At 44.8% G+C, this 26,501-nt stretch carries 20 protein-coding genes and 1 riboswitch; of the genes, 10 read left to right on the forward strand and 10 right to left on the reverse strand.

All coding sequences use genetic code 11. The features are described from left to right. The first annotated feature begins 100 nt into the window (after positions 1-100). The 9 genes from DBR43_RS01405 to moeB all read left to right on the forward strand — a co-directional run bounded on the left by DBR43_RS01405 (position 101) and on the right by moeB (position 8,279). Positions 101-946: a hypothetical protein gene (locus DBR43_RS01405; protein ID WP_124577207.1), complete on the forward strand. Its 846-nt coding sequence runs from the start codon at positions 101-103 to the stop codon at positions 944-946. A 123-nt stretch (positions 947-1,069) separates the two neighbouring features. Continuing rightward, positions 1,070-1,157: riboswitch (TPP riboswitch) on the forward strand. Between the two features lie 62 nt (positions 1,158-1,219). After that, positions 1,220-1,423, forward strand: a complete 204-nt coding sequence (gene thiS, locus DBR43_RS01410) for a sulfur carrier protein ThiS (RefSeq protein ID WP_124577209.1) — start codon at positions 1,220-1,222, stop codon at positions 1,421-1,423. 59 nt (positions 1,424-1,482) lie between these two features. Further along, positions 1,483-3,366: a phosphomethylpyrimidine synthase ThiC gene (thiC, locus tag DBR43_RS01415; RefSeq protein ID WP_124577211.1), complete on the forward strand. Its 1,884-nt coding sequence runs from the start codon at positions 1,483-1,485 to the stop codon at positions 3,364-3,366. After that, positions 3,367-3,969, forward strand: coding sequence for a thiamine phosphate synthase (locus DBR43_RS01420; RefSeq protein ID WP_124577213.1), 603 nt, complete (start codon positions 3,367-3,369; stop codon positions 3,967-3,969). Then, positions 3,945-4,700, forward strand: a complete 756-nt coding sequence (locus DBR43_RS01425) for a hydroxymethylpyrimidine/phosphomethylpyrimidine kinase (protein WP_124577215.1) — start codon at positions 3,945-3,947, stop codon at positions 4,698-4,700. The genes DBR43_RS01420 and DBR43_RS01425 overlap by 25 nt, the downstream gene beginning before the upstream one ends. After that, positions 4,697-5,350 carry a thiamine phosphate synthase gene (locus DBR43_RS01430; RefSeq protein WP_124577217.1) on the forward strand — a complete coding sequence of 218 codons (654 nt, stop codon included), beginning with the start codon at positions 4,697-4,699 and terminating at the stop codon, positions 5,348-5,350. Before DBR43_RS01425 ends, DBR43_RS01430 begins: the two co-directional genes overlap by 4 nt. Before the next feature lie 5 nt (positions 5,351-5,355). After that, positions 5,356-6,126 carry a thiazole synthase gene (locus DBR43_RS01435; protein WP_124577219.1) on the forward strand — a complete coding sequence of 257 codons (771 nt, stop codon included), beginning with the start codon at positions 5,356-5,358 and terminating at the stop codon, positions 6,124-6,126. Then, entirely contained in the window at positions 6,116-7,228 is a 1,113-nt protein-coding gene (gene thiH, locus DBR43_RS01440; protein WP_124577222.1) for a 2-iminoacetate synthase ThiH, read from the forward strand. Before DBR43_RS01435 ends, thiH begins: the two co-directional genes overlap by 11 nt. A gap of 4 nt (positions 7,229-7,232) precedes the next feature. After that, a complete protein-coding gene (gene moeB, locus DBR43_RS01445; protein ID WP_124577224.1) occupies positions 7,233-8,279 on the forward strand; it encodes a HesA/MoeB/ThiF family protein in 1,047 nt (348 codons plus the stop codon). A gap of 22 nt (positions 8,280-8,301) precedes the next feature. Here moeB and DBR43_RS01450 read toward each other — a convergent pair whose 3' ends face one another. Next, positions 8,302-9,393 carry a hypothetical protein gene (locus tag DBR43_RS01450; RefSeq protein WP_124577226.1) on the reverse strand — a complete coding sequence of 364 codons (1,092 nt, stop codon included), beginning with the start codon at positions 9,391-9,393 and terminating at the stop codon, positions 8,302-8,304. Then, positions 9,387-10,019, reverse strand: coding sequence for an ATP-binding cassette domain-containing protein (locus DBR43_RS01455; RefSeq protein WP_158622396.1), 633 nt, complete (start codon positions 10,017-10,019; stop codon positions 9,387-9,389). The genes DBR43_RS01450 and DBR43_RS01455 overlap by 7 nt, the downstream gene beginning before the upstream one ends. A gap of 84 nt (positions 10,020-10,103) precedes the next feature. Between DBR43_RS01455 and DBR43_RS01460 the strand changes: the two genes are divergently transcribed. Further along, entirely contained in the window at positions 10,104-10,949 is an 846-nt protein-coding gene (locus tag DBR43_RS01460) for a S1 RNA-binding domain-containing protein (RefSeq protein WP_124577230.1), read from the forward strand. A 68-nt stretch (positions 10,950-11,017) separates the two neighbouring features. Here the strand turns inward: DBR43_RS01460 and DBR43_RS01465 are convergent, their stop codons facing one another. From DBR43_RS01465 to DBR43_RS01500, 8 genes are all read right to left on the reverse strand, one after another. Beyond that, the gene (locus DBR43_RS01465; protein WP_124577233.1) at positions 11,018-12,238 is read right to left on the reverse strand and encodes a PepSY-associated TM helix domain-containing protein; all 1,221 of its coding nucleotides are present in this window, start codon (positions 12,236-12,238) and stop codon (positions 11,018-11,020) included. Beyond that, positions 12,238-14,637 carry a TonB-dependent receptor gene (locus DBR43_RS01470; RefSeq protein ID WP_124577235.1) on the reverse strand — a complete coding sequence of 800 codons (2,400 nt, stop codon included), beginning with the start codon at positions 14,635-14,637 and terminating at the stop codon, positions 12,238-12,240. The genes DBR43_RS01465 and DBR43_RS01470 overlap by 1 nt, the downstream gene beginning before the upstream one ends. A 145-nt stretch (positions 14,638-14,782) precedes the next feature. Beyond that, complete coding sequence (locus DBR43_RS01475; protein ID WP_199756929.1) at positions 14,783-16,852, reverse strand: hypothetical protein; 2,070 nt, start codon at positions 16,850-16,852, stop codon at positions 14,783-14,785. Positions 16,853-16,945: 93 nt separating this feature from the next. Beyond that, a complete protein-coding gene (locus DBR43_RS01480) occupies positions 16,946-17,962 on the reverse strand; it encodes a substrate-binding domain-containing protein (protein WP_124577237.1) in 1,017 nt (338 codons plus the stop codon). A gap of 105 nt (positions 17,963-18,067) precedes the next feature. Then, a complete protein-coding gene (locus tag DBR43_RS01485; protein WP_124577238.1) occupies positions 18,068-19,690 on the reverse strand; it encodes a RagB/SusD family nutrient uptake outer membrane protein in 1,623 nt (540 codons plus the stop codon). Positions 19,691-19,713: 23 nt separating this feature from the next. Then, positions 19,714-22,782: a SusC/RagA family TonB-linked outer membrane protein gene (locus tag DBR43_RS01490; RefSeq protein WP_158622397.1), complete on the reverse strand. Its 3,069-nt coding sequence runs from the start codon at positions 22,780-22,782 to the stop codon at positions 19,714-19,716. Positions 22,783-23,127: 345 nt separating this feature from the next. Continuing rightward, on the reverse strand, positions 23,128-23,796 hold the full coding sequence (locus DBR43_RS01495) for a superoxide dismutase (RefSeq protein WP_124577242.1): 669 nt from the start codon (positions 23,794-23,796) through the stop codon (positions 23,128-23,130). An 83-nt stretch (positions 23,797-23,879) separates the two neighbouring features. After that, positions 23,880-26,495 carry a BamA/TamA family outer membrane protein gene (locus DBR43_RS01500; protein WP_124577244.1) on the reverse strand — a complete coding sequence of 872 codons (2,616 nt, stop codon included), beginning with the start codon at positions 26,493-26,495 and terminating at the stop codon, positions 23,880-23,882. Positions 26,496-26,501: the final 6 nt, after the last annotated feature.

The following is a 26,501-nucleotide window of genomic DNA, read 5'->3' on the forward strand; positions in this document are numbered from 1 at the left end:
CACCGTGGACTCACTGTGGAGCATCTCTGGATTCAGCATAAACTTAACTTGGACGAGGCCCTAATTATGATTAACTTCAACTTAACTAAACATAAACAACATGGCAAGATTTAAAGGAAAATTTCTTGTTGGTTCTATAGGCAACCTCACCTTCAAGAAAAATAAAAAAGAACAGATCGTCCAGACCAAACCTGGAAAGAGAGGCGTAAAACAAACTACAGCCACAAAAAAAGCAGCACTTGTTTTTGGCAAAGCAAGTCAATTCTCCAATTGCGTCAGAACAAGCTTTCGTTCGCTAACTAAGGGCAATTATGATGGCGAAATGATCAACCGTCTTAACAAGGAGAACTTTGCAATCCTCAGGCAATGTTATCAAACTGAATCGGAAAGTTACGATTTTAAACCGGATAGCTTCAAAAGACTGAATGGTTTTGATTTTAACAGCAAGTCGCCGCTAAAAGATAATTTATGGATAGAACCTTCCGTTCAGGTACAGGAGAAGGAACTTCTGATTCAACTTCCAGATTTTGAAATCCCTGCTGACTTCAAGTTTCCTGGCCTCAGCAATACCTGCAGCCTGATGCTAAAAGTCTACCTTCTATCTATCAAAACAGGCTTTGAGAAAGGCCAATACCTGGAAATACTGCAAATTTCCAACGACCAGAAAATAGTGCCTGCCCAGGAATGGAAACTGGAAATCCCGGATGGGTGTATCTGTGTTACCGGCATGGCTTTAAATTATTACCGCATTCAAGGGAATTTGATGACTCCGGTAAATCATAAAGAATTTAACCCGGCAGTGATTTTAAACGCGACAGTCAGCAATGGAGAATTTAATCTGCCCTTGGATTCCAGCTGGCAATTTTCCGGATTTAAATTCCAGCCTGATGTCGAAAATGAGAACGCCCCGAACGACCATTCAAGTCCCGAAACTAAACCGGAATAAAATGATGATCGCTTCATCACCATTACAAAACAAAGTATACTCCAATAAAAAACTAAAAAACAGGATTGAAACGTTGCTCCAGGTGCAACGTTTCTTTTTTTCAAAAAAATAATCTAGTTTTACAAAAAACTTTAGGGGTGCCTTGCGCTGAGAAATACCCTTTGAACCTGATGCAGTTAGTACTGCCGAAGGGAAAAGTAGAAGCAACTTACGTTGCCGTCTTTTCATGCCTGTAAAAAGGTCATGCCTATAGTTTTTCCAATTTTTTAAAATATGGAAATAACTGTAAATCAAAAAAACTACCAGCTTAACGACACTTGTTCCGTAGAACAAATGCTAACAGAGGTCCTCAAAATTCCTGTTCAGGGAATTGCTGTGGCCATCAACCAAAACATTATTCCTAAAACCGACTGGCCCAAACGGGAACTCCAGGCCGGCGACCGCATCACGGTCATCAAAGCCACCCAAGGCGGCTAGACTCCACGAAACATACCAATCCAACAAATAAATCTCCAGTAACCAAGAAATCATAAATTATGAAACACGAAAAGACGCCAGACGAACAGGTCATCAGCCGAACTCCTTTTCCGGCATCCAAAAAGATTTTTGTTAAAGGCCAGCTCCATGATATCCAGGTGGCAATGCGTGAAATCACGCTGAGTGATACCAAAATCCATAACGGGTTTGGTGCCACAGAACCCAATCCACCGGTAACGATTTACGATACGAGCGGTCCCTATACAGATCCGGATGCAGATATCGACGTAAAACGTGGCCTGCCAAAACTAAGGGAAAGCTGGATCACCGGCAGAAAAGACGTGGAACAACTGGATCACATTTCTTCAGATTACGGTCAGGAGCGCCTGGCAGACCCCAAACTGAATGAACTCCGGTTCGCCTACATCAACAAACCTTACAGAGCTACTCCGGGCAGCAATGTTTCTCAGATGCATTATGCAAAAAAGGGAATCATCACCGCCGAAATGGAATACATCGCCATCAGGGAAAATCAAAGGATCGATCTTTTGAATGAACAACTGGGTGCACAATACGGCGTAATGGCACATCAGCATCAGGGACATAGCTTTGGCGCAAATACGCCAAAAGGATACATCACTCCGGAATTTGTGAGAGCGGAAGTGGCATCCGGAAGGGCAGTCATCCCCTGCAATATCAACCACCCCGAACTGGAACCAATGATCATCGGCAGGAATTTCCTGGTAAAGATCAATGCCAACATCGGAAATTCTGCAGTCACCTCTTCCATCGAGGAAGAAGTAGAAAAAGCAGTATGGGCATGCAGGTGGGGTGCAGATACAATCATGGATTTATCGACAGGTAAAAATATCCATGAAACAAGAGAATGGATCATCCGCAACTCCCCTGTTCCAATCGGGACCGTTCCGATTTACCAGGCTTTGGAAAAAGTGAACGGCAAAGCCGAAGATTTAACCTGGGAATTGTTCAGGGATACCCTGATCGAACAGGCAGAACAAGGAGTGGATTATTTTACCATCCATGCAGGTGTACGCCTTCGTTATATCCCTATGACTGCAAAAAGGGTAACGGGTATCGTATCCCGCGGCGGATCGATCATGGCAAAATGGTGCCTTGCTCATCATAAAGAAAGTTTCCTGTACACCCATTTCGAAGAGATCTGCGAAATCATGAAAGCTTATGATGTTGCTTTCTCTTTGGGAGATGGATTAAGACCAGGCTGTATCGCTGATGCAAATGACGAAGCGCAATTCGCAGAACTGGAAACCCTGGGTGAACTGACCAAGATTGCCTGGAAACACGACATCCAGACAATCATTGAAGGTCCGGGACACGTGCCAATGCACCTGATCAAGGAAAATATGGAGAAACAACTGGAACATTGTTCTGAAGCACCATTTTACACTTTAGGCCCGCTCACTACAGACATCGCCCCTGGCTATGACCACATCACTTCCGCAATCGGCGCCGCAATGATCGGATGGTTCGGAACCGCGATGCTGTGCTATGTGACACCAAAAGAACACCTCGGACTGCCCAACAAGAAAGATGTGAAGGACGGCGTGATCACTTACAAGATCGCCGCACATGCTGCCGATCTTGCCAAAGGTCATCCGGGTGCACAATACCGCGATAATGCGTTGAGCAAGGCGAGGTTTGAGTTCAGATGGGAAGATCAGTTTAACCTTTCTCTGGATCCGGATACTGCAAAAGAGTTTCATGATGAAACCCTTCCTGCCGATGGCGCCAAGATCGCGCACTTCTGCTCGATGTGCGGACCAAACTTCTGCTCGATGAAAATCACGCAGGATGTAAGGGACTATGCCGCCAAACAGGGAGTAGATGAATCGGATGCTTTGAGCAAGGGTATGGCCGAAAAATCTAAAGAGTTCACAGAGAAGGGCAGTGAAATTTATTTGTAATTGGAACTGATCGTCATTTCTAACCCGCGCTTTTTTGAAGGAGAAGCTGCACTCATCAACCAACTTTTTGAGTCGGGTATGGAGCGCTTTCACCTGCGGAAAGAGGGGGCAGAAAAACACGAATATGAACAACTGCTGGGCAACATTAATCCTGAATATCTGGAGCGTGTTGCCCTGCACCAGTTCCATGAACTCGCTGTTGATTTTGGAATCCGAAGGCTCCATTTTCCGGAAGCACAAAGAAAGGAGGGGCAACACCTGCTCCTTCGCTCTCCGGAAACGACAAACTTAAGCACTTCTATACATAACACAGATCAAATTACTGATTTAGAAAATTTTAAATATACTTTTTACGGCCCCGTATTCCAGAGCATCTCCAAAAAAGACTACCCGTCAGTGGTTCCGGATGGATTTAAACTGAGGAATCCGGGAACGGTTAAAGTTATCGCCCTTGGCGGAATCACACCTGAAAAAATCAACCTGGTCAGACAGATGGGTTTCGACGGCGCCGCCATTTTAGGCAGCCTCTGGAACATACCGGAACTCGCCTTAAACCATTTCAAAAAGAGCTTAGAAAAATGTCAGCGCACAGACCCTATGTAATCAGCATCGCCGGCTTCGACCCCAGTGCCGGAGCAGGAGTCCTCTCCGACCTGAAGTGCTTCGAAGCACACCGGGTTTACGGATTTGGGGTTTGCTCTGCACTGACGGTGCAGACCGATTCAGATTTTTTAAAGAACGACTGGCTGACGGCCACACAGATCATCGGCCAGATCGATCCTTTGTTAAAAAAGTTCCCGGTTCCGGTGGCCAAAATCGGATTGATCCGGGACCTCGATACCCTGGAAGAAGTCTGCATTCATTTGAAGCAGCTCAATCCGCAGATTAAAATTGTCGTAGACCCCATTTTAAAGGCCAGTGCCGGATATAAATTCCATGAATGGAACCAATACCCGGAAAAACTAAAAAACGTCTTAAAACAGCTCTATTTGATTACGCCTAATTTTCAGGAAATGAAAAGTCTTGGCGAAGGCAGGGAGGTCCATTCGCTATGCAAAGAATGGTCGGAACAGCTTGCGGTCCTTTTGAAGGGCGGCCATAACCCGGATGCACCCGGCACCGATTTTCTCTATACCGGGAAACAATGCCTGGAGCTGAAACCGGAACAGACGGAAGTCTTCCAGAAACACGGTTCGGGATGCGTACTTTCTGCCGCCATCACCGCCCGGCTTGCCCTGGGAAATCCCCTCGCCGAAGCCTGCCTTCTGGCCAAGCAATACACCTACTTTTTTCTTCACAGTAACACCAGCCTTTTGGGCTACCATTCCTCATGATAGACAGACTACATTACATCTCCCAATCCAGCGCAGAACTCAGCCATTTAGAGGCCATAGAACAAGTCCTCAATGCCGGCGGAAAATGGATCCAGCTCCGGGTAAAAGACCAGCCGGAAACGGAAGTTTTAAACCTGGCTAAAGCTGCAAATGAGCTCTGCAAAAAATTTGCAGCCCGTTTAATTATCAATGATTTTCCTGGCGTTTCCAAGGCCATTTCTGCCCATGGATTACATTTAGGATTAAATGATATGAGCATCACAAACGCCAGATTATTAACTGGTAATAAAATAATCATCGGTGGAACTGCAAATACTTTTGCAGACATACAAAAAAGAGTTGCAGAAGGGGCCGATTACATTGGTCTTGGCCCCTTCCGCTTCACGGGTACGAAGAAAGTTTTAAGCCCGGTCCTCGGCCTGGAAGGCTATGCAGAAATCATGAAACAAGTCAAAAAGTCAGGCATTATTTTACCGGTAATTGCCATTGGCGGGATCACTCCGGAAGACCTTCCGGAGCTCCTGAAAACAGGCCTCTACGGCGTCGCTGTTTCGGGCGCACTGACCCAAAAATCAGATGCCCGGGAGCGGATAAAAAGCATGTATGCCGAGCTCGAAAAACACCCTGTTTCCCACACCCTAAACCCTTAAAGAAAATGTTAAAAATAGCAGACAAAATATTCAGCTCCCGCCTGTTTACCGGCACCGGAAAGTTCAGTTCTCCGGAAGCCATGGAAGCCGCATTACTCGCCTCCGGCTCGGAACTGGTTACTGTTGCCCTAAAACGGGTAGACCTGAACGATGCCGCAGATGACCTTTTAAGGCACCTCAAACACCCGCACCTGAACCTTTTGCCCAACACTTCCGGTGTTCGAAATGCCAAAGAAGCGGTCTTTGCTGCACAGATGGCCAGAGAAGCGCTGGAAACAAACTGGGTTAAACTGGAAATCCATCCGGACCCAAAATACCTGATGCCAGACCCCATAGAGACGCTTAAAGCAACGGAAGAACTGGCAAAACTAGGCTTCATTGTTCTCCCTTATATCCATGCAGACCCTGTTTTATGTAAACGGCTGGAAGATGCCGGAACAGCTGCAGTGATGCCGCTGGGCTCTCCGATAGGCAGTAATAAGGGGCTAAAAACCATAGATTTCCTGGAAATTATCATCAGCCAGAGCAATGTACCTGTTATCATTGATGCCGGAATCGGCTCTCCTTCTGATGCCGCCAAAGCCATGGAAATTGGTGCAGATGCAGTTTTGGTCAACACCGCTATTGCCGTATCCGGAAACCCGACAAAAATGGCAGAAGCCTTTAAAATCGCCGTTCAGGCAGGCAGAATGGCTTATGAGGCGAGATTAGCTGCGATTTATTCACATGCTGTGGCCAGCAGCCCCTTAACCGCATTTCTTGACGATGAGTTTTAACGAAATTTTTGAAACCTATAGCTGGGATGAGACCAGCAGGAGCATTTATGCGAAAACAAGCGCAGATGTAGAACAGGCATTAAAGGCAACAAAAAGAACTTTGGAGGACTTTAAAGCACTGATCTCCCCTGCTGCTGCACCATATTTGGAAAGAATGGCGCAACTGAGCCAACAGCTCACTTTAAAGCGGTTTGGAAACACCATCCAGATGTATGTGCCGCTATACCTGTCCAATGAATGCAACAATATCTGTACGTACTGTGGCTTCAGCTACGACAATAAGGTGAAACGCAAGACCTTATCTCCGATAGAGATCATGGAGGAAGTTGCAGCGATCAAAGAAATGGGCTACGACCATGTACTGCTGGTGACCGGTGAAGCCAACCAAAGTGTGCATACCGATTATTTCAAAAAGGTACTGGAGCTGATCAGGCCACATTTTGCACACATCTCAATGGAAGTGCAGCCGCTTGACCTTTCCGATTATCAGGAACTGACCCCTTATGGCTTAAATACAGTATTGGTGTACCAGGAAACCTATCATGAGGAAGATTATAAAAAACACCACCCAAAAGGTAAAAAATCAAACTTTCAGTACCGCCTGGATACACCCGACCGCCTGGGGCAGGCCGGAATTCACAAAATGGGACTAGGCGTACTGATCGGCCTGGAAGACTGGCGGACAGATTCCTTCTTCACAGCAGTACACCTGAATTACCTGGAAAAGAAATACTGGCAAAGTAAATACAGCATCTCTTTTCCCAGACTCCGGCCATTTAGCGGCGGACTGGAGCCGAAGGTGGTGATGAACGACAGAGAACTCGTCCAGCTCATCTGCGCGTACCGCCTGTTCAACGAAGAAATAGAGTTGTCGATCTCGACGAGGGAATCCATCGCGTTCCGGAATAACATCATCAAACTGGGCATCACCTCCATCAGTGCAGGCTCAAAAACCAATCCCGGAGGATATGCCGTGGAGCCGCAGTCTTTGGAACAGTTTGAAATTTCAGACGAAAGAACAGCTCCGGAAATCGCAGAAATGATTCATCAACAAGGATATGAAGCCGTATGGAAAGACTGGGACATGAACTTAACAAGGTAAAACAATGAACAATCAGGAATTTAAACGATACGATCGTCAGATTTTGCTGGAAGAAATGGGCATGGAGGGCCAGGAAAAGCTACAAAAGGCCTCGGTACTGATCATTGGTGCCGGCGGACTGGGCTGCCCCCTCCTATCCTACCTTACCGGAGCGGGAATAGGAAAAATCGGGCTGATTGACGGGGATGTGGTAGAGGAAAGCAACCTGCACAGACAGGTGCTTTACCAGCAGGATGACATTGGCAGGAACAAGGCCCAGGCCGCTGCCGAGCAGCTCAACCGGCTCAATCCACTGGTAGAAATACAGGCCTATCCGCATCATCTGAATGCCCAAAATGCCATAGAAATCATTTTGGATTATGACCTGGTGATTGACGGATCTGACAATTTCCCCACACGATACCTGGTCAATGATTCCTGCCTGGCACTGCACAAACCCCTGGTATTTGGTTCAATCTTCCATTTTGAAGGACAGGTCTCTGTCTTTAATTATAAGGGAGGGCCGGATTACCGCAAGTGTTACCCGGAGGCTCCGGCAGCAGACGAGGTGCCAAATTGCGGGGAGAGCGGTGTTCTCGGCCCCCTGCCGGGCATGATCGGAAGCATCATGGCCAATGAGGCCATAAAAATTATCTGTGGCTTTGGAACACCCCTCTCCGGAAAACTACTTATATTGAATGCTTTAAATTATGACATGCAGATTTTTAACATTCAACCGGAAAATCCAGAGAAAAATGAGACAGCCCCGGCAAAAAGCAAGGCCGCAGCCTATCAGGAAATCGACATCCGGGAACTCCGGGAATGGCAGGAAAATGCAGAACCTTTCCTGCTGATTGATGTGCGGGAAGCCTACGAATTCGAAGAACATAACATCGGAGGAACACACATTTCCCTTTACGATCTGAAAGATAAAATAGACAGCATCCCCTTCCACAACAAGCTTGTTTTATGCTGCGCTTCGGGAGCAAAAAGCAGAATGGCGGTCAAAATCATCAGCAAAAAAAGAAGAGAAGAATTATTTATAATCAGTTTGTTAGCCAAAAATACCTAAACTTCCTGTTCAACAGGAGGCCTTAAATTTCCTGCAGGTCTTTTTTGTGGTAAAAGAAAGAAAAATAGCAAAGATATCCCAGTAAGATGAGCAGGCTATAGAGCAGATAATAATGCGCAAGGACAATAAACATGCTGACGAAAAAGAAGCCGAGTAACCATTTCAGGTATTGATCCTGATCGAGTTTTACCCGGTATAACATCAACTGTAACCCCATTAATCCTGATAAACCGAACAGCAATCCAAAACCAATATGCAGGGGCTGAAATCCTGTTCTGTGGACATAGAAAATGATCTCGGGAACAAAGAGCAAGAGCAGGACCAGGATGCGATGCCCCATCCTTGAGCCTGGAGTGATGGGCAGACTTCTGGTAAAAGAAAGGCGGTCCAGCTCATTTTTTAAAAGGGCATGAATGAGCATACTGTGCGCCAGTACGGCCGCAAGAATCCCGATCAAGGCCACCCGAATATCTCCGGACACATCGGCAAAGACCCACATAACGGCATTAAAAAGGGCAAATGACAAGACTTTACTCCCCAGCAGCATGAGCGTCTGCTCTTTCAGCAAGTAATAAAAAGGCCATGTCCAGTAAGGCTTACTCCATTGGGGGAGGGAGGTTTTTAAATAAACCTTAGCTGGAACATGGCTATAATTGATGATCCGGAACATATATCCGGATACGGCAAATAATAAGGTAAGGATACAGAGTAAAACCGCGCAAACACTCACATAATAAGCATAAACCATGCCTATATAAACCAATGGAAGGGCATACAGCAAGATCGGTAAAAATAATACGGCATACAGCTTCAGCCAGAGCTTAAGCTGGGTTTTTCGCGCTGCTGTGCCCAGGAGGAATACAAAACGATAGCTTTCCAGCTTCAACTGTTTTTTCACAAAAAACAGGCATTTCAGGAGGTATAAAGCCCAGCAGACAAAGACCAGAAAAAGAACAAGCGGTGAAGAATAAACCAGCATCATGAGGGTTTTATGATAACTGATGAGCTGTGAAGCCTCCACAATTCCAAACAAAAGGTAAAAGCCAAACAGGAATAAACCGGCATGTGAGGCGTAAAACTCTTTGCTTAAAGTCTTTAGAAATAGCTTTAACATGCTTCTATTTTCCTGTCTTTAATTTGAAATGTGGCTTTAAGTGCCAGCTGCCCGGGTTCCAGCTCCTGATGGGAAGACAACAGGAAACTACTCCCCTTTTTATGATATTGGTTGATCAGACCATAAAGAACCTGAGCGGATTTTGCATCTATGGTAATTAAGGGCTCATCAAGGATATACAACTGAATATCACCGGTAAAAGCACAAATAAGAGAGAGCTTTTTTAACATCCCACTGGAATAACTTCCAATCTTATTGTTCATAAAGGCGGTCATGCCGAACTGCTCAATGATGTCCTCAATCACCTTTCGATCTGCTTTTCTTAACGCAATAATGTATTTTAACAGTTCATTCCCGGTAATAAAAGAAGGATATTGAGGCTCAGCCTCTGCATAACTGATCATTGCGCGATAGGCAACAGGCTGCTTTTTCAGGCTGATTTGATTTAAACTGAGCGCTCCTTTAAATGGCGTTTGCCCGGAAATCACCCTGAAAAGCGTGGTTTTTCCGGTCCCGTTTCCCCCTTTAATCCAGTAAATTCCTGAATCCAGGCTCCATTTCTCAAAAGAAAGAATGGTATGCGCTCCGTATTTTTTCTCTATATCTTCTAAATCTAAGCTGATCACCCGGTATATTTTTAAATTTAGATACACCGCAGACCGATATGTTACTAACGATATCGCTACCTTTGCAAAAATGCCTGCAAGAACATGATAGAAATAGGAAGATATAACGATCTCAGAATTATAAATAAAACCGAAAACGGCCTCATACTTACCGAAGGCGAAAAAGAAGTACTTCTCCCTTATGTAGATGTCCCTAAAAACATCGAAATCGGAGAGAACATCAATGTTTTCGTATACATGCACAAAGATGGCAGACTAATGGGTACCACCAAAAGGCCTCATGCCTGCGTAGGAGATTTTGCCTACCTGACTGTGGTTGATGATGGAGAAGACGGTGCATTTATGGATCTTGGTCTTGATAAAGACATCTATGTCCCTCAGCGTGAGCAGAAACGCCCGATGTTTAAAGGCGAAAGTCATGTGGTTTACGTATACCTTGACGAAAGTAACGACCGCATGGTGGCTTCTTCCCGTTTAACCAATTATGTGGAAGATCAGGACATTGACCTTGAAGAAGGTGATGAAGTAAGTTTACTGATTGTAGACCGCTCTGACCTGGGTTACAATGCCATTGTAGACAACAAATACATTGGTTTATTGTACACCAACGAGCTGTTTGACCAACTGAATCCGGGAGAATTCAGAAAAGGATGGATCAAAAAGATCCGTGTGGAAGGAAAAATCGATTTGAGCCTTCAACCTATGGGTTACGGCCATATTCTGGAAAATAAGGATGCCATCCTCGACGAACTTAAAGAAAGTGGCGGCGTGATTGCCCTTGGCGATAAAAGTGCACCGGAGGAGATCTATGACCGCTTTAAGATCAGCAAAAGTGCTTTTAAAAAGGTAATTGGCGGATTGTATAAAGACAGACTGATCACGATCTCTGATTATGAAATCAAACTTTTCGTAGATAACGAAGCAGATTAACTGCTGCCGGATTAAACTGAGGTCATAAAAAAGCCGGAATCATAAACATTGATTCCGGCTTTTTAGCTTTAAACCTCAAGGGCTTCCAGTTGTTTTATTTTTGGAGCCTTATGCTCCTCCCCTTTTTTCCGGGGCAATGCGGGTGCATTTCCCCCTTTTTTCTTCTTTTTAAACTTCCTGTTGTACCAAATGATAAAACCGGTAACCGGCAGACTGGCAGAGATCAAACTTGCCAGAAAGGCCAGAATTTTCGTCGGAATCCCCAGTATCGCACCAATGTGCAGGTCGTAATTCATCCTTCTGAGCTTGTCCGCAGCACTGGCATCCTCATATCTTCCTGAAAAAGGAGAGCCATCTGTAATGGGCTTGAGGCTCAGCTGATCAAAGTTATAACGGTTGGTCTTATACAATGTTCCCGCTTTCAGATAAACTACAAAACCAATGGCATCTGAGGCCTTTTCAGGCAATGAAACGAGGATATTTTCTGTCCGGTCTGAGGCCACAATCCTGCTGTAAAGCCGGTCTACATCTGTTGGTTTAAAGGTTCCCGTTGCGGTAGTATCCGAAAGGGCCCTTTTAAATTCCTTCAGAGGCTGCCCTCCGGAACTTAACCAATAGAGGGATTTACTATACCATTTATAGCTGTAAACCAATCCTGTTAGTGAAATCAGCAATAAAAACAGAAAAGTATAAAACCCGAGCACATTGTGCAGGTCGTAATTTTTCCGCTTAAAACTGGCATTCCACTTAATTTTAAAGCTTTTATCACGAATAGATTTGATCCATTTCTTTGGCCACCATAAGATGATCCCGGAAACGAGTAACAGCACAAAAATCAGCACTGCTGCCCCAACGATGGGCCTTCCGACAGGATAAGGTAACCACAATGCACGATGTCCATTTAAGATGAAACGGAAGAAATCCGGGTTACTTTTCCTGTTTTTCTTTTCCGTATGAATCAGTTCCCCTGTATATGGGTTCATAAAAACCACCACACTAACTCCCTTCTTCCGGTTAAAATTGCTGACGGTAACTGCTTCATCTTTTTGTCCGTAGCGAATGGAATTAGGTTTCAGCCCGCCCATTTTCGGGGTAGCCAGAGCAGTTAGCTGCGTAGGAAACAGGAAAGCCTCCTGCCGGGGTTTTACAAATTGCCAGGGCTCATATAAGCTTCTGATCTCTTTTTCAAACACATAAATACAGCCGGTAATGCTCACTATAAACACAATCAGGCCCGAACCAAGTCCGAGCCATAAGTGTAAAAAGGCGTTGATCTTTTTAAAAGTCATTATTTAAATTTATATAGCGCGGTAATTCTTGCGTTTCTAGGCATGTCGTAAATCCAGGTATAGTATCCGGACGCGTTTGCAGGGGCAGTTCCCTGGGTAAACAACCTGCGGTCGAGCACATTATTAACTACGGTAGAAATGCTGAATTTTCCTTTAGTATAAGAAACTCCGGCATCAAAACGGATGTAATCAGGAAGATTTGGCTTCGTAAATCCCTGTCCGGCAATACGTTTTCCCTGATACTGATATCCTCCTGAAAGTCCGAAACCATTCAATAAAGCGCCTTGTTTTTTATAGGTATAGCTCAACCAGCCATTGCTGATGTGTCTGGCTGAATTTGTTAAATAAGTACCTTTAAGGTTTTTATTCAATGCCTGATCTTTGGTCACTTTAGGCTCTGTATAGGCATAATTTAAGGTCACGTTTAATCCTTCCACCAGTTCTCCTACCACATCGATTTCTATCCCTTTAGACTGAATTTCACCGAGTTGAACTTTGTATCCTGCCGGATCTCCGGGAAATCTTGGATCTTCGGTAAGGACGTTCTTCTTAGTAATCTGATAGGCCGTTATTGAGGTATTCCATTTTCCGTCAAACCAGTCTTTCTTGAATCCGATTTCAATATTATTTCCTCTTAAAGGCTTAAAGATCTCTCCTTCTTTATTGGCGCCCGGCTGAGGCAGGAAACTCTGATCAAATAAAGTATAAACAGACATGTTTTTTGTGATGGAATAGCTCAAACCCGCTCTCGGAGAAAATGCATTATCAGACAACTGTGCTGCATTGGTCTTTCCAACCGTCACTGCATGGGTAAACCTTCCGGCAAGTGTCAGGCGTAATTTTTCCTCCAGAAAACGAAGTTCATCCTGAACATAAACTCCGGTATAGCTCACATTTGTTGCATAGATGTTGTTTCCGGAACGCACCTGAATGCTCTTTGAACGGTCAAATACCGGGATGTTTGCTGCAGGAATTCCATAAATCGGATTGTAAATATTAAAAGGCACATTACCTGCCAATTGAAGATCCGGTGTGGTGGAACTGCTAAAGTCACCCCATGTTTTCAGGTTTCCCATATCCAAACCACCTAAAACCCGATGCACGACATCTCCGGTTTTAAATTCTCCCTGTAAACTGAACTGTGCATTTTTATTAATCGCCAGCTCATCACCAATATTGTAATAACGCTTCATGTTTCCCTGATCGTCCAGCGAAGAAAGCCATACCGATCCCCCTTCTAAGGAATAATTCAGATAGGCCAGTTGCGCATTGAAAGTCCAGTCGTTATTTAGCTTATGGTTTAAATAAAGGGTAACGTTATGGTCATTCAGTTTTGCAGGATCTAAAGCAGGATCTCCCAGGAAAAAGCTTGGAGGAACATCACCGAAGCCTTTTTTAGAGAAACCATAATTTCCCAATGCCTGCGCTTCTACATGCTGACGGGTATATTCTGCCGTAAATTTGGTATTACTATCTATCTGATAACTGATTACCGGAGCGATCACATATTTATCAGTATAATTGTATTTATTAAAACTTCCCTTAGTTTGTCCGGCAACATTCAAACGAAACAGCAATTTACCGTCCTGACTCAGCTTGGTATCCAGGTCGACCGCCGCACGGGCAAGGTTATAACCACCTGCACTGACACTTACAGAACTGTTGTTCTGACCTGTAGGTTTCTTGGTGACAATATTATACATTCCACCGGGTTCGCCGTTGGCCATCATAAAACTGGCCGGGCCTTTCACAAATTCAATGCGGTCAATGGTGGCTGCATCGTCTGCCAATGGGCCCCATGGTGTTTTCATATTCATCCCGTTACGGAAAGCAGGAATGGTGGTTCCACGCATATAGATATTGGCGTATTGTGCATCCCAATGGCCTACCCTGATTGCGCCACTGACATTTCTCGTCACCCCGTCCACGATATCAAAAGCCATCTGATCGGCCATCACCTGACTGGTCACCACGCGAATGTTCTGAGGCAATTCCAGCAAAGGCGTCTGTAAACGCAGGGAAGAAGAGACTTTATCTACTTTAAATTTCTTTTTATTACCTGAAATCTGAACGACATCCAGCTGAGACAAGTTCTCTTTCAATGAGAAATCAACAATAAGGGTTGATTTTCCGGTCACGATGATTTGCTTTTCTTTTGTCAGCAGTCCAACTCCGGAAACAACGATGGTATGTGTTCCTGCAGGAACCTTTCGGATGTGGTATTCACCATCCTCATTCGTGATTACACCAATGGAAGTACCTGCCAGTTTTACGGAGATATTGCTCGCTACACTCCCATCTGCTGTAGTGATCCGTCCTTTAATACTACTGGATTGTTGCGCCAGTACGCCGGAACTGAGTAAGAGAAAAAATAGGAGATTCAGTAAAGATTTCTGCATATATTGCGCTTTATTAAGATTAATTATAAATAAAACGCAAAGAAAGCTAAATGCAGGTTATCTTCCTAATAATATTTAAAAAACCTTTTAGCATTTTGCTTTTGCCCCGGCTAATCAGCTGGCGGGACAAAAGCAAAGGCAGGATCTAAACTTTAAGTAAGAGGGTAGTACCGTTTTTAAGTAGGTATTGTTTGACTTTTCCTTCCTTTTTGATGCTGATCCGCATGCGGTTCTTACCTATTCTGGAAATCTCCATATCAAACGTACTTCCAAAGGAATGAATGTTGCGCAAAGCCATCTGATTCCATCCTTCCGGCATCCTCGGCGTACAATTAAAACGGTCAAAACCCAGCGGGCGAATGCCAAACAGGCCTTCGGTAAAGACCCGGCAATACAGGCCGCTTTCTGCGGATAAATGTCGTTGTCCGCCTTCCGGAAAGGCTTCTACAGGATATGGAACGTGTTCGCCCAGCAGGCGTCTTCTGGAATAATACCTGAGGTAAGCCATGGCTTCTTCGGTCTCTCCGGCGGATAGAATCCCCCTTAAAGCGTATAAAGTGGCCCGATCCCAGAAGGTCTTGTCTCCGGATTGTGTCAGGAGGCCATCGCTGGTGAATAACCTGGAGGAAAACAATGCCTTAATGGTCCCTTCTTTCCGGTCTTCAATGCCCACTGTAAGTGGCATACAAATCCAGGAACGCAATACCTCATTGCCTTTGTAATACCTGTAGGTCTCGAATCCTTCTACATTGGCAGAAAAATACCGGCTTATTGCAAGCCTCAGTGTTTCTGCCTGTTTCCGGTAGGCCTGCTGTGTCTTTACGCCTTTATTGAGCAAAGGAGCCAGCTCTGCAGCCGAGATCAAAGCATCATAATACAAACAGCTGGTCGACAGGTTGGCATCTCCGGCAGGAAATCTCCCTTCCAGTTCATCGCTTTTAGAGGCCACTACCCCATCTTTATTCAGCTTTCGCCTGGAATATTCCAGGCACCATTCAATTAAAGGCCACAATACACGTGCGGAATCAATGTTTCCATTCGCAAGAGCGTAACGGGAAGCACCATAGGCGATCATGGCCTGATCACCACGGTCGCCGGCCCCGTTCCAAAAGCCCTCTCCTTCCGCAATAATCGAGCTGGGAATGGGTTTGTATTCAGGGTTCATATAGGTGGCAAACATGCGGTAGGCATTCATGGCCGATTTATTTCCGAGGTCGTCACCTAAAAATGCAAAAAAGGGATTTACATACTCTGCCTGGTCATTTGCCCAGATGGCTGCGTAATAAGAAAGACCACCCGGACCATGCATCAGGCCCCCTTTCGTGTTAAAAATACTTTCTGTCGCCCTGAGTTTGGCAAAGGCAAAAGCCGTGTTTAAAATGGGTTCCGGAGTGATCAGCTGCAGTTTTTGAGCGATTTCTCCGATGCGGGCCTGTCTTTTGGATTCTTCCGCAAGCACATCAATGTCAACTGTAGCTGCTGCATTGGCAGCGGCCTGATAGCTGATCGAAAAGCTGATAGAATCACCGGGTTTAACGAGTTGTTTTCCGCTTGCAGCGGAGCGGAGGATGATGTGATGTGGCTTCAGGTAGGCCCTGGAGGTATCAATCAGGATGTCCCTAAACTGATGGACCATTGAAATCCTGACCGGCTTAAGTCCTTGATTTACAAAAACCAACTGTTCTATAGCGATAGGCTGACTAACCGCAGGAAACAATGTTCTTTTCATTGTAACAAGTCCTTTTTCGCCTGTCTTACTGTAAACCTCCATCCTTCCGTCGAGCCGGATTCCGGTCAGGACATTTGAAAAACCTTTCAGTTGATGGCCGTTAAAGAGTTCCTCTTTCATCGGTTTTCCATCTACAAAAATCTGTGGAAGCTCCTCATCCCTGATCACCTGCATCAGACTGGAGTGGGTATCATTGGGCTTCATTCTAAAGGTTGGAAACACCACCGTACGCTTCAAATGAAGCCTTTTTTCTGCATCTACTTCGTATTGCAGCCATAGAGAAACCTTCTGTCCGCTCATTTCAATATGATCGGCATGGGGCAAGCGGTCTGTAATTTTCCAAAAGATACTGCCGTCCTTTCGGATCTCCCAGCGGTCTGTCTGAACCGGCAGGTCCAGCTGTTGGGCAAAAACCAGGTTCCGGATGGTCATCAGGACCAATAGGCTTAAACAGATCTTCAAGGGCTTCAATTTAATTTTCATCATTTCAATGTGTTAAATGGGTTAAAATAAAAAAATCACAACATCGCCTGTGCAATGGCCAAGGCCATTACCGGTTATTAACTGAAAATGAAATTGTTAAAGAGATTTCCGCCTCTTGAGTACCGTAGGTATCACCTCCCGGATTCTTTCCTGACCAACAACAAATTGTGCTGCTTTCTGTGCCATCAGGTTAAAATCTGTAGAGTAAGTTGTGATGCCCCCGCAAATGATTTCCTTAATGGGGTCATCGTCCTGAGATAAAATACCGACGTCCTTTCCGAGTACAATACCTTGATTTTCACAATCTTTAAGCATCATCCACAGCTGCCTGTCGTTACAAATAAAATAGACTTTCCCCTGCTCTACCGAACCGGGCAGATATTCCTTTTTTACCTGATATTTGATATCATAATCCTTTACAAACCTTTTAAAGGCTTTCATGATTTCAATCGGCAGGTCTGAATTGGGCCGGGAAAAGAAGACCATTTCATCAAATTTTCTGATCGTATCCAGCAATTCGACAAATACCCGGTAACTGGATTCCTCAAACTCCTGACTGAGGTAGGAAAAATCCCCCTGCATGGGTTCAAAACGGTCTATCATCAGCATTTTATGAAGCGGAAGCAGTTTTAGGATCTTTGCTGTTTTAGGATGAGGCATCGGCGTTACGACATACATTCCATATTTCCCGCTGATGTTATTGATGATGCTTTCGAAAGTATCAATATTCTGGTGATGAAAGAAAACATCAATCTGAATGTTCGGCACAAGAAGGTCTCTAAAGGCATTGTAAAAGGTTTCCTGAATGGAATCAAAGGCATATAAGACCAGTGCAAGCTTTAAAGGCTGACCGGTATCTACATTAGAAATGTAATAACCCATTCCTCTTTTAGATTCTATGATCCCGCGCTCAATCAGCTCCTTATACCCTTTCACGATGGTTTCCCGGGCAAATCCGGTTTCCCTGATCATGACGTTTACAGAAGGAAGCTGATCCCCTTTCACCAGAATCTTACTGTCAATTGAGTTAATAAAGCCCTGAACCAACTGCTCGTGTTTAGAATAACCCGGAATTACTTCCAGCTCTTGTATTTTCTCAAAAACATTCCTCATATATCTTATCTAATTGCGGGCCTGATCAGGATCAGGAAAACAAATTTAACATTCCAATTATTAAAAACGTTACGGCATGGATACGCCGTAACGTTTTTCTTCAGATTAATATCCGGGGTTCTGGCTTAGCAATTTATTCTTTTGTGTTTCGTATCTGGGAATGGGAAACAAATAATTGGCTTCCAGAAACTTGCGCGGCTGCAAATCAAAGTAATCATAGCTAAAGGAACCGTTCTGGTTTTTAGTGATGTTCACTGCCCGGATTGGCTTATTCTCTGAAGCAGCGGCAATTTTCCACCTGCGTACATCATAAAAACGATGTCCTTCAAAGCATAATTCTATCTCCCGTTCATGTCTGATCGCATCCCTGAGCGCGGTAGATCCGGCAGTAACTGGAGGCATATTTACCGATGGCCTGCTGCGAACCAGGTTAAGATAGTTCCTCGCTTCGGGTTCATTTCCCAGTTCATATTGGATTTCTGCATAATTTAAATAGACTTCTGCCAGGCGAAAGATGACCCAGTTTTGTGTACTTCCGGTCGCATCCATATCATGCGTTTCATCCGCATATTTGCGCCAGTTGTATCCCGTCAGACTGGCGTTCCAGTTCTCCACGGGGCTCTGCGGGCTATCTAAACCACCTTTAAAGTACTCTGCTTTCCGTCCCTTAAATGGCGTTCCGTTGAAAATAATCGTGGCATCAAAACGGGGATCCCGATTTAAATACGGATTGGTGGGGTCATATCCCGATGCCGGATCATTAATCATCTTTCCGTTTTTCATCTCAAAATCGTCGACAAGGTTCTGGGAAGGTGCATAAACAGACCAGCCATGGTATCCGTTTGGTGCGATCATCACATCAAGTGAAGATTCCCAATCTGTACCATTCATCCCGTAAGACAGGATAATTTCGCGGTTGAACTTTTCTAAAAACAGTTGTTTATAGTCTGATCCGGCGTATAACCCAAAGCCAGGTGCATCGAGCATGGCTTTGGTGGCATCGGCTGCTGCCTGCCATTTCGCCCTGTCGCCGGAGGGGTTGTTCAAGGCGCTTGCGGCATAAAGCAATGCCCTGGATTTCAAGGCGAGAACGGCTCCTTTGGTTGCCCGGCCCAGGTCTTTACCGCTGTAACTGTCCGGCAACATGGGAATCGCCTCATCGAGTTCCTTTACAACAAAGGCCATACATTCTGCGTATGAATTTCTCGCTGCAAGGAAATCAGGGTCAGAAAGGCTATAGACTTTAGTGATCAGTGGTACACCACCATAGCGGGAAATGAGGTTAAAATAACACCAGGCCCTGATAAACTTCATCTCGCCGGTCATCCTTTTTTTGATTCCCTCATCCCCTTTCACTGCTCCTATCTTCTCAAAAAAGGAGTTACAATCCCGTATAAAGCCATAATCCGGGGTCCAGCTGTCCATAGAAAGGTTGTCGGGACTAATTTCTCCTTTATTCCATAAAAAGACACTTTCGTAGTTAAACTTGGAGTAACCTTCATCAGATGCGGCGGACAAACCCGGGCCATTTACTGCTGCCCCCCAGTTATAAAAGTGCGGTAAAGCGCGGTATTTGGAGTTGATAAAGGTCTGTATCAGGTTCAGATCTGTCCAGACATCGAGCTCTGAATAGGTATCCAGGGGCTTTCTGTCCAGAAAATCCTTTTTACAGGAATTCAGGTTTGTTAAAAGCAATAAGCCCAAAAAGCATATAGATATAGTTTTCATCTTCATTATTGTTTCATTTAGGATTAAAGAGAGATATTGATTCCTGCGCTTACAATTCTGGTTTGCGGGTAATAACTTCCGGTTACGGCATTGAGTTCAGGATCATAATCCCTGATCTTGCTGAACACGAACAGGTTACTGCCGTTCACAAAGAGGCGCAGGTGCTGCAGGCTTAACCTAGAGGTCAGCTCTTTAGGAAAAGTATAAGAAAGCTCTACATTTTTGAGCCTTAGAAATGCGGCATTACGGAGCCAGAAGTCGGAATAGCGGTTATTTATGGCATCATTACGGTCAAATGAGGCAGGATATTTCCCTCCCGGATTATTGACACTCCAGCGGTCTTCAAACAACCAAACGGGAGGTGTGATGGCATTGCCCTGCTGTGGTAAAATCAGCTGCCGGGCCTTTCCCTGGCCTTGCAGGAGGATGTCCAGTCCAATTCCTTTGTATTGAAATCCGGCAGTAAAGGCAAATACACTACTGGGTGTCGGGCTTTCAAAGATGCGGATCCTGTCGTCGGAAGTGATCTTTTGATCTCCGTTGATGTCTCTATAGCGGATGTCACCGGGTTTGGTGCCTGCCAAATGCACAGAATTGTCGATCTCTGCCTGTGTCCGGTAGATTCCCTCTGCCTGATAAACCAGCCAGGAATCCATGGCATGCCCCTGGATTTTTTGCCATTCCGGTACATTGGCTGCCTCGTCCATAAACACGACTTTATTCTTCGTGAAAGTATAATTCCCACCAAGCTGATAAGAGAAATCCTTATTGATGGCATGTCTGTATGTCAATTCCAGCTCAAAACCCCTGTTGTTTACTTTTCCGATATTTTCTGTCGGCAACTTCCCTGTCAGCCCGGTGCTCGAAGGAACTGAAGCATTCCGGGCAATGAGGATGCGGTCACGTTTGGAGACAAAATAGTCTGCATTGAAGTTCAAATCCCCGTTAAAGAAGGAAGACTCTATCCCCACATTGGTATTGTTGGCCACCTCCCAGGTGATTCCGGGATTGGGGGCTACTCCTGCAGACAAGCCCTGCTGTTTCTCGCTATCCGGCCCAAAGTAAAAGCCACCATCCAGGTTATACTGCTGTAAATTCTGATAAGGTGCAATTTTATCATTCCCAAGTTTACCCCATGAAGCCTTCAGTTTCAGCTGGTTTACAAAGCTGACATTCTGCTTAAAGAACTCCTCTTCAGAGATTCTCCATCCCAGGGAAATTCCTGGAAAAGTGCCCCATTGTTTGCCTTTAGGAAAGTTGAAAGAGCCATCATGACGTAGAATGACTTCCGCAAGATACCGCTCCTTATAACTGTAGGTAAAACGGCCAAAGAAATTTCTGCGTGCAGATTGCGAGGCCACACTGCCGTTGTTCTTGTCTTTGTCCCCACCTATAAATATCTGGTCAATTTTGCTGCTTAAATAACCTGTACGGTAAGCACTGATTCCTTCATCATAGTTTTCGCTTTGCTCAAATGCAGCGAAAGCCGTCACCTGATGTCTGCCAAAGCTCCTTTCATAACCCAGTTTCAGGTTGTAAGTCGAGAGCTGGTAGTTTCTGAAATCTTCGTTCAGGTTAATTGGCCCTTCCGTATCCCTCAGGTTCACATATTCCTGTGTATTTTTGTTATAACGAAAGGCATCCCAGTTGTCATAGAGCTTCTTGCCATTGCGAAAGCGGAAATCAAAAGCGGCAAGTCCGGAAAGGTACAGGCCCTGAGTGATGTATGGCATTTTAAGATTAAAGGAGGCATCTGAAAGCAGGGAATAATCCTTCGTTTTATTATAACCTGTCGCCCCTGAAGCCATTAATACCGGGTTACGTCCACCGGCAAGCCCAGGCCCGGGAAGACCATTTGGGTAATAGGCAGGCAAAGTCGGATAGGCCGAAAGCACTTCTGCAAAGATCGACCCGCTGCTATAGTTGGAATAACGCCTGTCTTCGATCCGACCTGCAACATTCAATGACAGCTTCAGGTGATCGCTCACCTGAGAACTGACATTGGAACGCAGGTTGTATTGTTTGTATTTCGTGGCAGATTTATGAAAGATCCCATCCTGATTCAGGTACTCTCCGGAAATAAAATGGTCTATCTTTTCGCTTCCGCCACTCAAACTAATGGCATGACGGGTCTGCGGGGAGAAATCCTTTAGCACTGCATCATACCAGTCTGTATTGGGAAAATTCAGGGGATCGGTTCCATCTTTATACTTCTGTACATCTGCATCTGAATACTGATGCGGCTGTCCCAAACGGTCGTTTACCTCATTGATATAAGTGGCGTACTGCCCGGCATCCACCAATTTCGGCAATTGTGTAGGCTGGGTAAAGCCATAACTCCCGGTATAAGTAACCGTCGGCTTTCCAACTTTCCCTCTTTTGGTCGTAATCAGGATCACACCATTGGCTGCCTGGGCACCGTAAATCGCGGCAGAAGCATCCTTCAGCACGGTAATACTTTCCACATCATCAGGATTGATCCTTTCAAATGCCCCCCTGTTGGCTACCCCATCGATTACCATCAGCGGACTATTGTCGTTCAATGTTCCTTTACCCCGAATCAGCAAGGTGGAAAAATCATTGCCCGGTTCTCCGGAACGGTTGGAAGCGATCACCCCCGGAATACGTCCTGCAATGGCATTACTCAGATTGGCCGCAGGGCTTTGTCGCAAAACATCCCCTTTTAAGGTGGCAACAGATCCGGTTACCGTTACCTTTTTCTGCTGGCCATACCCAACCACGACAATCTCTTCCAATATTTTTTGATCTACCTGAAGCTGTACATTAACTTTTGCTCCCCCATTTACCGCAACTTCCCGGCTGATGTACCCTGTAAATGAAAACAGCAATACGCCTTTCCCGGAAACATTGATGCTGTAATTTCCGGATCCATCAGAAGAAACAGCAGCCCCTGTTCCTTTAACCGTAACGGAAACTCCCGGCAGCCCCCCACCGGTTTCGTCTGTTACTTTTCCCGTTACCCGTTCTGTTGTTTTCTGTACAGACTGGGCATTAACGACATTGTTAATGCCCATCTGCCCTCCACATACAGCGCATAGCATTAATACTTTAAGGGTCATTTTTAATTTCATACGCATTTTTGATTAGTTGGTTTGGTTTATATTTTGGTTGATATTGTGATTAAACTTACAGTACCGTACTATTCTATACTGTTCTATATTATCACAAACATATAAACATTTTTACACTTCCCAAATTTTATTTCAGGAAGTGCCAACAACCTTGTATTCAGCGCATAAAAAAAGCCGTATCTAAATGATACGGCTTAAAATATTGTCCCTAAAAGAATCCTTCATATACGTTCTCCTTTATACATTATCCAGGTTTGGCGCAGGAAAAAGTATGCGTTCTGTGAGCGGACCTCGAAATACCTGCCCTTTTTCAGGGCAGGTATTTCAGTCTGCGAACAGACATGCTTACTTTTTCACTTCATTAAACCTTCTCTCCACCTCTGCCCAGTTCACTACAGTCCACCATGCATTGATATAATCCGGGCGTTTGTTCTGATATTTCAAATAATAAGCATGTTCCCAAACGTCCAGTGCGAGAATTGGTTTCCCTTTCTCCGCCACTACATCCATCAAAGGATTGTCCTGATTTGCCGTAGTGGTAATTTTCAATTTTCCATTCTGAACAATCAGCCATGCCCATCCTGAGCCAAACCTTTTGGCTGCAGAATCTGCGAAGGCGGCTTTAAACTTATCCATAGTACCAAAGGCAGCATTCATTTCTTTCAAAAATGCCGGGGAAACAGGCTTTGGTTTAGGTGCCATGACCAGCCAAAACAAGCTATGGTTAAAATGTCCACCTGCATTATTTCTAATTACAGCAGGATACTTAGATACCTGTGCAAGCAGGTCTGCCAATGATTTTCCTTCAGCGGAAGCTCCTTTCAAGGCTGCATTGAGGTTATTTACATAAGCAGCATGGTGTTTACCATGATGAATTTCCATCGTTTGCTTATCGATAGCAGGTTCCAATGCATTGGTAGCATATGGAAGTGTCGGCAATTTAAATTGCGCGCTCACCACTTGTGTGCTGAGCAACAATAAAGTAACGGGTAAAAAGCTTTTTAATAATTTCATTTGATGATATAATTTGTAATATATAGAACGTGTTCAAACTTACTTTGTTTCCTGCGCTTTACAAAAGAACCGGATATTTCAGGTTAAAAATTAAAACCTACTGAAAAATAAGGCATTGTTGCTTCCTTAGAGAAACCTACTGTGCCCTGAATCAGGATCTGATCTCCCGGCATAATGTACAGACCACCACCATAACCATGGTGCCATCTGCCACTGGATTCTCCAGGTTGCCAAACCCGGCCTACATCGTTAAAACCGATCATTCCTACTGTCCCCGGAACCAGGTAAGAGGTAAAATTGAAGAGTTTTAACCTCAGGTCCAGGTTATGATAGGCACCTGTACGTCCTGTAAACCTCCTGCTGTTGAATCCACGAAGGCTGTTTACCCCTCCCAGCTGAATATTTTGAAAGAATGCAGGATTACCTACAGTTGTTCCTCCACCAATCCGATTCGCGATCACCAATCCGGATTTCCCGGGATTGAGGTAAAAGCGAAATTCCGAAGTCAGAATGCCATAGCGCTGATCATCACCGGTAACCCTTTGCTGGGCAGAAAGTGTGGTTTTCCAGAAAACCCCTTTTTTAGGAATGGCGATATTATCCCTTGTATCGTAAGACCATCCGGCGGTTAATCCGGCATAGAAGCGGTTAGAAAAGACATCCTGTCCGGGATTGGCCAGGTCATAATCAAAGAGGAAACGTTCGTCATTTTCTGAACGCTCACTTGCATAATAAGACAGCAGTAATCCACCTTCTACGCTCCAGAATTTATCGAGGTCTCTTTTGAGTTTAATATTGGCATTCAAATAGTTATAACGGTTCCGGTAATAAGAAATCCCATCTTCTTTATCGTTCTCCTCCTCATGATGATCATCTTCCCGATCTTTCACATAGGCGGTATTGTTCCCCAGGCCAAAGAAGTTACTTAAATTATTGGGGCCCAACATATTGACCGTTACCTTGAGGTCGTTGTTACCTATTGCTTTCTTGAAATCGCCTGCATAATCCAGAATAAAAGATTTCCTGCCGGTAGAGTAATGTGCCCAAATCTCTTGTTTAGAGGCATAAGGTTCTTTTCTAAATCCTTGTTTCTCTATGATGTAGCCCAGGCCAATCTGTACGCCCTGATCAATGTTATAGTTCAGGTCAAACAAGATCCCGGACCTGTCGTACAGAAATCCGGTTTTATTAAACTGGTTTACGGCGGTATCCTTTGCCAGTCTGAGTTTCGCAAATCCCTGTTCCGGAAGCTGGTTTATCTCATCTTTACGGTCGTAAATAAAAAGACCTGATTTGTTGCTTACGTTTTCTGCTACCTTAAACTGATCTTCCTCATCCCCACCGATCATCCTTACTTTTATAGTAGAGTTGGCCTTGCCATGAACATCAAAAACATCCTTTCCTCCCAATCCGAACAACCTGATTTCCTTAGTCACCTTTGGGTCGAAAGTGCGGTCAAAGAACAGACGGCCTTTTGTGCCATCTTTCTTAATGTTGTACACATGCAGCCTGACCATGCCATTTTCCTGATGTTTCACATCAAAATATTCCGTTTTTTCTGATCCGGGAACATCTACATTGATGGATAAAAATCGGTAATATTTCAGCGCCAGGGTTTCCAGCTGGTCTCTCCTTGAGGTAAAATTGCCAATCAGCTCCGCGCCGCATTGTTTAAATATCGGCTCCGGCATCTCTCTGAAAGATTTGGCGATCAGTTCATCGGTCATTTTAGACTGCACTACTTTCACTTGCTCTTTCCAATCCTGTTCTGTCAGTTCATTTAAAAAGAAGCGGTCAAAATACCGTTCATTAAAGTTCCAATGCTCCACATCTCTGATCGTTGGGGAGTAAGGTTGTAAGTGTGATTTCAGCCATTGATGGGTAAGCACCCAGGGAAACACGCCTGAAGTTTTATAAAATACTTTATCACGGTCTCTGGGAACGGGACTATAAGTCGTTCCGTCCGGAGTTTTATCTACAGACCAGCGCCAGTTGTCTTCATGTCTGTCCCAATCACCCAATAAGAAATCCAGTAAACGGGCCCTGAGCGTCATTTTCTGATCTGCATGGGTATCGTTGTCTTTAAGAATCTTTTTTTGTGCTTTTTCTGTATTGTCGGTTTTCTCTTCAAAAGGAGATCTTTCTTCAAACACATAGGCCGCGTTGGCGAAGTCTTTCCGGTATTCGCCCAGTCCGGGATCATCTCCTACATATACAATTTCCGGTTTTGCATGGGCCAGGTCTAATGCTCCGGCCAGTGTTGGAACGATTAACGAAGCAAAAGGATGGTTGGTAGAGACCTGATCTTGTGTAATGTCTTTTGCAATGGTGGCCCTCAGGTTTTCCGGCAAACTTCTATCGGCATACTTCTGAACGGTCCTCAAGACCCATTCTTTCCCGGAAACATCCTTTAGACGCAGGGACCGGGTTTGCATTCCGCCACCAAGCTTGGTAATCGTGAGCCCTCCTTTTTCTTTCTGAAGGTCCATGATGCGCAATTTTACCGGCGTTGCCCATATTTTGCGATAGCTTTCTCCCAGCCAGAAGCGGTGAAAGCCACTTACTTTATCATATTCAGGAGCAATAGCCACTGTAATTGAATCTGCTTTACCTGCATTTTGTGCAATGCCAGGCGAAGCAATGGCTACAAGAGCCAGGTTTACTAATAATGCCGCTTGCAGCTCCTTTTTAAAACGCATGGTTGA

The organism is Pedobacter sp. KBW06 (assembly GCF_003852525.1).
Classification (GTDB): Bacteria; Bacteroidota; Bacteroidia; order Sphingobacteriales; family Sphingobacteriaceae; genus Pedobacter.